The sequence below is a fragment of the Streptomyces niveiscabiei genome (assembly GCF_001419795.1).
Taxonomy (GTDB): domain Bacteria; phylum Actinomycetota; class Actinomycetes; order Streptomycetales; family Streptomycetaceae; genus Streptomyces; species Streptomyces niveiscabiei.
The window spans coordinates 1-7,733 of record NZ_LIRL01000335.1; the positions used below are offsets into that span (position 1 = coordinate 1).

Consider the following 7,733-nt stretch of genomic DNA (forward strand, 5'->3'; position numbering starts at 1 on the left):
CCGTCGCGCAGGGCGAGCAGCGCGGTGGCGAGGTCGAGGGGCGCGGCGCCGGAGTAGAGGCGGCCGGTCATCGTCTTGGGGGCGCTGACCGGGACGCCGTACGGGCCGAAGACGGCGGTGAGCGCGTCGGCCTCGGCGCGGTCGAGGTCGGGGGTGCCGGCCGCGTCGGCGAACACGACGTCGACGTCCGTCGGCTGCGACTCGGCGTCGGTGAGGGCGAGTTCGACGGCCCGGCGCAGTCCGGGCGGGCGTCCGCTGCCGGGCCTGGGGTCGAAGGTGGCGCCGTAGCCGGCGATCTCGCCGTAGGAGTGCGCGCCGCGTTCGCGGGCCGCCTCGGCGTCCTCCAGGATCAGGATCGCGCCGCCCTCGCCGGGGACGTGGCCCCGGGCGCCCTGGTCGAAGGGGAGGTAGGCGCGGTCGGGGTCCTCGCTGGTGCTGAGCCGGCCGCCGGCGAGCTGCGCGACCCACCCCCACGGGCACAGGGAGGCGTCGACGCCGCCGGAGACGACGAGCCGGGTGCCCTTGCGGATCTGCCGGCGGGCCTGGGCGACGGCGTCGAGGCCGCCCGCCTGGTCGCTGACGACGACCCCGCTGGGACCCTTCATGCCGTTGCGGATGGAGATCTGGCCGCTGTTGACGGCGTAGAACCAGGCGAACGACTGGTACGCGGACACGTACTGGCTGCCCTGGCCCCACAGTTTGCGCAGCTCGTTCTGCCCGAACTCGAAGCCGCCGGAGGCGCTTGCGGTGACCACGCCCATGTCGAAGGAGTCCAGGTCGCCGGGGTGGATGCCCGCGTCGGCCAGCGCCCAGTCGGCGGCGGCGAGGGCGAGGCGGGTCATCCGGTCGGTCTGCGGGACGAGGCGTCCCGGGAGGTGGTCCTCGGCGGTGAACCCGCTGATCTCCCCGGCGAGCCGGGCCGGATAGCCGGTCGGGTCGAAACGGGTGAGGCGTCCGATGCCGCTGCGCCCGGCGCGGGTGGCGTCCCAGTGCTCGCGCGCCCCGAGGCCGGCCGGGGAGGCGACGCCCAGGCCGGTCACCACGACGGTGCCGCTCACGCCGCCTTCCTCTCCGGGTCCGCGAGGACCATCGCGCTCTGGAACCCGCCGAACCCGCTGCCGACGGTGAGCACGACGTCGGTGAGCTGGTCGCGGGCGTCGATCGGCACGTAGTCGAGGTCGCACTCGGGGTCGGGGGTGTGGAGGTTGGCGGTCGGCGGGACGGTGTCGTACTCCATCGCGAGGACGGACGCGGCGATCTCGATGGAGCCGATCGCGCCCAGGGAGTGGCCCACCATCGACTTGATGGAGCTGACCGGCGTGCGGTAGGCGTGCGCGCCGAGGCTGCGTTTGAACGCGGCGGTCTCGTGGCGGTCGTTCTGCTTGGTGCCGGAGCCGTGCGCGTTGATGTAGTCGATGGCCTCGCCGGGGAGGCGCGCCTCGTCGAGGGCGACCCGGATGGCCTCGGCCATCTCCAGGCCGTCGGGGCGCAGGCCCGTCATGTGGTAGGCGTTCGAGCGGGTCGCGTATCCGGCGATCTCCGCGTAGATGTGGGCGCCGCGCCTGCGGGCGCTGTCGAGTTCCTCCAGGACGAAGACGGCGGCGCCCTCGCCGAGGACGAATCCGTTGCGGGTGCCGTCGAAGGGGCGCGAGGCGTGGGCCGGGTCGTCGTGGCGGGGGGTGGTGGCCTTGATGGCGTCGAAGCAGGCCATGGTGATCGGGGAGATCGGCGCGTCCGAGGAGCCGGCGACCATGACGTCGACGCTGCCCTCGCGGATCAGTTCGGCGGCGTACCCGACGGAGTCGATGCCGGAGGTGCAGCCGGTGGAGACGACGGTCGCGGGCCCTTCGGCGCCGACCGCCCACGCGACCTCGGCGGCGAACGAGCTGGGCACCAGCTGGTCGTACAGGTGGGGTGCCGCGTACGCGTGGTCGACGAGGTCGAGCCGGCCGCCGTCGCTGACGACGCGGTACTCCTCGTCGAGGCTCATCGTCGCGCCCACCGCGCTGCCCACGGTGACGCCGGTGCGGTACGGGTCGAGGCGGCCGAGGTCGATGCCGCTGTCGGCGACCGCGCCGCGCGCCGCGACCACCGCGAACTGGGCCGCCCGGTCCATGCGCCTGATCTCCTGCGGGGTCAGGCCGTGCTCGTACGGGTCGAAGTCGATCTCGGCGGCCACGCGGGAGCGGAACGGGCCGGGGTCGAAGAACGTGATCCGCCGGGTCGCGGTGCGGCCCTCGCTGAGCAGGTTCCAGAAGTTCTTGGCTCCGACGCCACCGGGGGCGAGGACCTCCAGGCCGGTGACGACGACTCGGCGCGTGCTCACGCGGACGCCTCCCACGCGTAGAACCGGGTCGCCTGCGCGTCCGCCGGGGAGCGCCAGGTGGCCGGGTCGTACGCCCCGATGTACGGCTTCAGGTCGTTGCTGATCCCGATGAACCGGGGGTCGGTGCGCGCCGCCTCGATCCGCTCTCCCCCGTTGTCCTCGTCGAAGTCCTGGAGGTGGAAGTACAGGCCCCGGTAATGGAACAACTGCCGGCGCCTGGTCCCCATCCGGTGGGGCATGTCCGTCGCGTCGAATCCGGCGAACAGGTCCGCCACGTTCGTACTCGCGCCGGGTTCCAGCCTGGCGACGATCAAGGTGCTGTGCATGTAACCACTCCCCGCGTCTCGTGATACGCCTGCCTTCGGCTGCGGTGCGCGGGGCCCCTCAACTGCCCACGCCGCCCCGCGACTTCAAGCCTCCGGGGGGTGGCGTACGGGGTTCAAGACACGCCGGTTCAGGGCTTTGTCAGGGTTCTCCGGGGTGGTACGGGGGGAGGTCAGGGCGGCGCAGGAATGTGCGGGGCGTGTCAGAAGGGGGTGAGGGCGCCTACCGGAAGGGGCCGCCCGGCGGGAGGTTCTGCACCGTCCCGCGCGGCCCCACGCCACGAGCCTCCGCCGACCGGCTTGAGGCTCGCTCGAACGTCCCTCGGGCCATGCCCTGGCACGGGGTACGCGCCGCTTCACTTCTCCGCCGCGGCCTTCAGGTCCCGCAGCCACGTTTCGAGGCCCGCGCCGAGCGCCGCCGTCGCGGTGGGTACGTCCGCCTCGACCTGGCTCCCGGTCCAGGTCTCCTCCGTGTGGACGCGTACGCCGTCCCCGGTCTCGGTGAACGTCCACAGGTGCACGCCCTCGTCGATGCGCAGGCCCTCGCCGATCGCCGGGCCGCTCCACAGGACGCAGTGGTGGCGGCGGAGTTCGCGGACGGTGGAGGTGATCGTGAGGGTCGTGGCGGGGGTCGTCGGGGTGGCCGGTGCGGGTGTGGTCCAGCGGAAGCGGGAGCCAGGCTTGAGGGGGCCGGGGTCGAGGCGTGCGGCGGTGAGGACGGGCGGCTGCCAGGTCGGCCAGCGTCGGACGTCGGTCTGGAGCTTCCAGACCGTGGCGAGCGGCGCCTCGATCACGGTGTCGGAGCTGTAGCGGATGCGGGCGGCGGGGTCGACGCCCTGGCCGCCGCACCGGTTCGGGGTGGCGGCGTGGGCGGCCGGGGCGGCGTTGCCGGTGCTGGTGCTGGCGAGAACGGCGGCGTGGGCGGTCGGTGCGCCGGTGCCGTTGCCGGCGAGAACGGCGGCGACGGCGAGCGGGACCGCGACTGCGCGGAACCGGCGTCGCGGGGTGGACACGCTGGTGCTGGACATGACGTACCTCGTCGTTTCGTCGTGGTGGTGGGATCGGCCGGGCTGGTCAGGTGCCCGGTGAGGGATCGGCGGAGGGACGCCCGAGGCGGCTCCGCCCGGAGACGCCCGCTACGGGTTCAGCACGACCTTCCCCGCGACAGTCCCGGACTCGGCCAGCCGCAGCGCCTCGGCGGCGCGCGTGAGCGGCAGCCGCGCCGCGACCCGAGCCGTGACCTCACCCCGCCCGTGTGCCGCGAAGACCTCCGCGAGGTCGGCCCGCAGACGCGCCCGGAACCGGCCCTTCGACAGGGCACGCCCCGCCCAGACGTTGTAGAAGTACGCCCGCCGCCCGTTCGGCAGCGCGTTCCACACCCACACCCGCCCCAGCAGCTTGAGCACAGGCCACTGCTTGCCCCCGGTGTCGTCCCGCGTCGAGGCGCTGCCGTACGAGACGAGCGTCCCGCCGGGCGCGAGGAGCCTCCAGGAGTCGACGATCCCCGCGCCCCCGACGTGATCGAAGACGGCGTCCACCCCCTGCGGGGCGAGTGCGCGGAGCCGTACGGCCATGTCGGCGTCGTGGTGGTCGACGGGAACGACCCCGCGCTCGCGCAGGAAGTCGTGGTGCCGTGCGGACGCCGTACCGATCACCCGCGCGCCCGCCGCCAGGGCGAGTTGGACGAGGACCGACCCGACGCCCCCGTTCGCGCCGTACACGACGACGGTGCCGCCCCGGCGGACGCGGGCCTTGCGGTGGAGCATCTGCCAGGCGGTGATGCCGTTGACGACGAGGGTCTCGGCCTGCGCGGGGTCGATGCCGTCGGGTACGGGGACGGTGTCCGCCGCGTCGACGAGGACGTGGCTCGCCCAGCCGCCGACCTTGACGAGCGCGGCGACGCGGGTGCCGGTGAGGCCGCGGTCGACGCCCTCGCCGGTCGCCGAGACCGTACCCACGAGGTCGTAGCCGGGGACGAAGGGGAAGGGCGGCTGGTCGTAGTACCGGCCGCGCCGCATCTGCTGCTCGGCGAAGGAGACGCCGGTCGCCTCCATACGGATGACGACCTGCCCCGGGCCGGGGACGGGGACGGCCCCGTGTCGGATCAGGAGTCCTTCGGGTTCGACCTCGCCCGGCAGGACGACCTCGACGAGTTCTTCGGTACGCATGACCACGACCTCCACAGTTACCGGCTCTTGCCTTCGTTAGAAGTTATAACAACCAGCATCGGGGAGTGTCAATAACTTTGGTGATAGCCTCTAACCATGGATGCGAAGACCCCCCGCGAGCGCTACCGCGCCCAGGTCCGTACGGAGATCAAGCAGCGCGCGTGGGAACAGATCGCCACGGCGGGCGCCTCGGCGCTGTCCCTCAACGCGATCGCCAAGCAGATGGGCATGAGCGGGCCCGCGCTGTACCGCTACTTCGACGGCCGCGACGAGCTGATCACCGAACTGGTGCGCGACGCGTACCGCAGCCTCGCCGACACCTTCCGCACCGCCGCCGAGTCCGGTGCCGACCTGCCCGCGCTCGCGCACACCCTGCGCGCTTGGGCCCTGCGCGACCCGCAGCGGTACTTCCTCATCTACGGCACCCCCGTCCCCGGCTACGAGGCCCCCGACGACACCACCGCGATCTCCTCCGAGATCATGGCGACCCTCCTGGACACCGCCGCCGCCCTGCCGCCCGGCGGCCCGGCGACGCCGTTCGACGCCCACCTCGCAGCGCACCGCGCCTGGGCGGGCGACCACGACGCGCCGCCCGAGACCCTCCACCGGGCGCTGATGTTCTGGACCCGGCTGCACGGCGCCCTGTCCCTGGAACTCTCCGGTCACTTCACGGGGATGGGCATCGACCCCGCGCAGCTCTACGCCGCCGAGGTGGATGCGATGGCGGGGCCAGGGCATGCCTCCGACGCGCACGCTTCGGCCGAGGGCCGAGGAGACGGCGCAGGGGGATCGTGATCACCGGCGGCTGCGGCTTCCTGGGGCGCGAGATCACCAGCACGCTGCTCAGGACCGGCCCCTGAGGCAGCGTGCCGATGGGCCGTGGCGAGCAGCCGGCGTATGCCGGGTCACCCCCTGCCCAGCACCGGTACGCCTCTCTTGCGGGAGGGCAGCAGGGCGAGGTGTTCCTCGCGTACGAGGCCGAAGCGCAGGGCGACGGAGACCAGGCCGGCGCGTTTGGTTCCGGTGCGGGCCGAGGTGTCCGGGGTGCCGGTGAGATCCAGGCGGAGTTTCTGGCAGGCCAGGTAGTCGATGTGGTAGTTCACCGCGGATCTGGTCAGGTCCTGGCAGTCCGGCAGGCCGCGCAGGCGCTCCGCGATGTCCCCGGCGCCGGGCAGGGCGCTGTCCGACGGGTCCCGTAGACGGGGTTCGCACAGGGCGACGAGGACGAGGAAGTACTTGGCTGCCGTGTCGAGCGCGTACGGATGCAGGGTCCGCTCCCCCGCCCGGGGAACCGCGGGCCTCTCGCGGTACGCGTGGCGCGGGGCGAACACCTTGAAACCGGCGGTGCCCCGCACCCCCGGCAACACGACGCGGGAGAACTCGAACGGCACCGGCGCGGAGAGCCGGCCCGGGCCGACGGAGATGTACTCCCCGGCGCCCTCCAGGTTCTCGACCAGGTACGCCGTACCCGTACTGAAGTTGGACAGCCGCCAGTAGTCCTCGGCCGCCTCCAGCAGCCCGGCCCGCCGGGAGATCCCCGGGTCGGGCAGAACAATGGCCACGCCCTCGCCGTCGGGCGTACCCCGCCCGAACTCGGCTACGTCCCCCGGCGCGAGCTTCAGCAGCCCCGCCACTCCGACCCCGCCCGCACCGGCCCGCGCCCGTCCGAGCGGCTGCACGATGATCGTCTCCACGTCCTTCTCCCCCGAACACACCGCCTGCCTCACCAGTGAGGACGCACACCACGACCATCGGTTCCCGCACCGGCACTATGGACGTTTTGTACCGCACCGACGGGGCCTCGCGGCTCGGCGGACGCGGTGGGTACGGTGACCGGGCCGGCGGCGTCGACGGGTCGTACGGGGAGTCGGCATGGAGCAGGGCACGGGTGATTCGGGAGCCGGGCGGAACTGGTCCGCCACCTGGTCGACGGGGTGTTCGAGCGGACCTCGGCACAGTTCCGGGGTGTCCTGGAGGAGGCTCGCGCACCGCGCGGTGAGTGGCTCACCTACCTCGCGGGTCCCGGCTTCGCAGACGACCGCGACGACCTGCTGATCAACGCATTGATGGCCGCGAGCCACCGGGACGCCGGGCTGCGGACCTGGTACGAGGAGTTCCAGCGGTGTCTGTCGTTGCGTGATCGCCGGTCACAGCGAGGTCGGCGATCCCCTGGACCGGATGCCTGCCCGCTGGGATTCACGCGGCGGAGAAGCAGCCGCCGCTGCACTCCCGGTCCTCCACGGCAACGCAGCAGCCCCGAAAGGTCGCGCGGTCTCCGCGTACGCCACATCCCGTACGACGGAAACTCACCCCGCGCGCAGAGCCGGTCCCAGCGCCGTCAGCCACGCATCGCGCACGGCGGCCCACTCCCGGCCGCACCCTTCCGCTCGCCCGGCGGGAAGAGTGTCCGGGCCGACGAGGTCACGGTGGCGTTCAGGAGCGCTCCCATAGACCCAGCAGAGTTCGTCGACGAACCGCTCGCGGTCCGAGGAGTGCTCGTCCTCGCCGCTGTCGTCGGCATCCTCGGCCGCCTCCGCCCCCAACCGCCACGCCTCGGCCGCCACCAGCAACTGCCGCTCGCCGGAAACCCCTTCATCCAGCAGCATCAACGCCGCGAACCGGTCCGCGAAGTCCTCCTCCCGGCCGGTGACCCGCAGATCCAGCGCATCGACCAGCGCGTGGGCGGTCTCATGGAACACCGTCTCCAGGAGCACTGCCTCGACCTCGTCGTCCCCGTCCGGACGCCGGGCCCGGCGGAACAGTTCCCGTGTCTCGGAGACTTCCTCGTAACACAGCTCCACCGTCCGGGTCTCCGGATCGTAGGAGGCCCCTTCCCCGCCACAGGACCGGACAACGACATCCACCGGCCGTTCCACCTCCACCAGCCCGGCAACCGCCGCAGCCGCCCCCTCGACC

Annotated in this window: 8 protein-coding genes; 1 reads left to right on the top strand and 7 read right to left on the bottom strand. The window is 72.8% G+C overall.

Annotated features, from left to right (window positions below):
• The 5 genes from AOK24_RS17135 to AOK24_RS17155 form a co-directional block, all read right to left on the bottom strand.
• Window positions 1-1,058, bottom strand: a 1,058-nt coding sequence (locus tag AOK24_RS17135; RefSeq protein WP_055720944.1) for a ketosynthase chain-length factor, incomplete at its 3' end; no start/stop codon positions are given.
• Complete coding sequence (locus tag AOK24_RS17140) at window positions 1,055-2,326, bottom strand: beta-ketoacyl-[acyl-carrier-protein] synthase family protein (RefSeq protein WP_055720945.1); 1,272 nt, start codon at window positions 2,324-2,326, stop codon at window positions 1,055-1,057. The genes AOK24_RS17135 and AOK24_RS17140, both read right to left, overlap by 4 nt.
• The gene (locus AOK24_RS17145; RefSeq protein ID WP_055720946.1) at window positions 2,323-2,652 is read right to left on the bottom strand and encodes a TcmI family type II polyketide cyclase; all 330 of its coding nucleotides are present in this window, start codon (window positions 2,650-2,652) and stop codon (window positions 2,323-2,325) included. Before AOK24_RS17145 ends, AOK24_RS17140 begins: the two co-directional genes overlap by 4 nt.
• A gap of 353 nt (window positions 2,653-3,005) precedes the next feature.
• On the bottom strand, window positions 3,006-3,677 hold the full coding sequence (locus tag AOK24_RS17150) for an SRPBCC family protein (RefSeq protein WP_055720947.1): 672 nt from the start codon (window positions 3,675-3,677) through the stop codon (window positions 3,006-3,008).
• A 108-nt stretch (window positions 3,678-3,785) separates the two neighbouring features.
• Complete coding sequence (locus AOK24_RS17155) at window positions 3,786-4,817, bottom strand: medium chain dehydrogenase/reductase family protein (protein ID WP_055720951.1); 1,032 nt, start codon at window positions 4,815-4,817, stop codon at window positions 3,786-3,788.
• Window positions 4,818-4,913: 96 nt separating this feature from the next.
• On the opposite strand from AOK24_RS17155, the gene AOK24_RS17160 reads away from it, so the two are divergent.
• Window positions 4,914-5,612: a TetR/AcrR family transcriptional regulator gene (locus tag AOK24_RS17160; RefSeq protein WP_055720948.1), complete on the top strand. Its 699-nt coding sequence runs from the start codon at window positions 4,914-4,916 to the stop codon at window positions 5,610-5,612.
• Between the two features lie 110 nt (window positions 5,613-5,722).
• On the opposite strand, the gene AOK24_RS17165 is transcribed toward AOK24_RS17160, so the two are convergent.
• Together AOK24_RS17165 and AOK24_RS17170 are read right to left on the bottom strand one after the other, a co-directional pair.
• On the bottom strand, window positions 5,723-6,511 hold the full coding sequence (locus AOK24_RS17165; RefSeq protein WP_055720949.1) for a hypothetical protein: 789 nt from the start codon (window positions 6,509-6,511) through the stop codon (window positions 5,723-5,725).
• A 612-nt stretch (window positions 6,512-7,123) separates the two neighbouring features.
• Window positions 7,124-7,733: DUF4344 domain-containing metallopeptidase (locus AOK24_RS17170; RefSeq protein ID WP_159051897.1), on the bottom strand; the 610-nt coding region annotated here is incomplete at its 5' end.

Coding starts and splice junctions, on each gene's coding strand:
- AOK24_RS17145 (WP_055720946.1), bottom strand. CDS start 2,652: ATGCACAGCACCTTGATCGTCGCCAGGCTGGAACCCGGCGCGAGTACG.
- AOK24_RS17150 (WP_055720947.1), bottom strand. CDS start 3,677: ATGTCCAGCACCAGCGTGTCCACCCCGCGACGCCGGTTCCGCGCAGTC.
- AOK24_RS17155 (WP_055720951.1), bottom strand. CDS start 4,817: ATGCGTACCGAAGAACTCGTCGAGGTCGTCCTGCCGGGCGAGGTCGAA.
- AOK24_RS17160 (WP_055720948.1), top strand. CDS start 4,914: ATGGATGCGAAGACCCCCCGCGAGCGCTACCGCGCCCAGGTCCGTACG.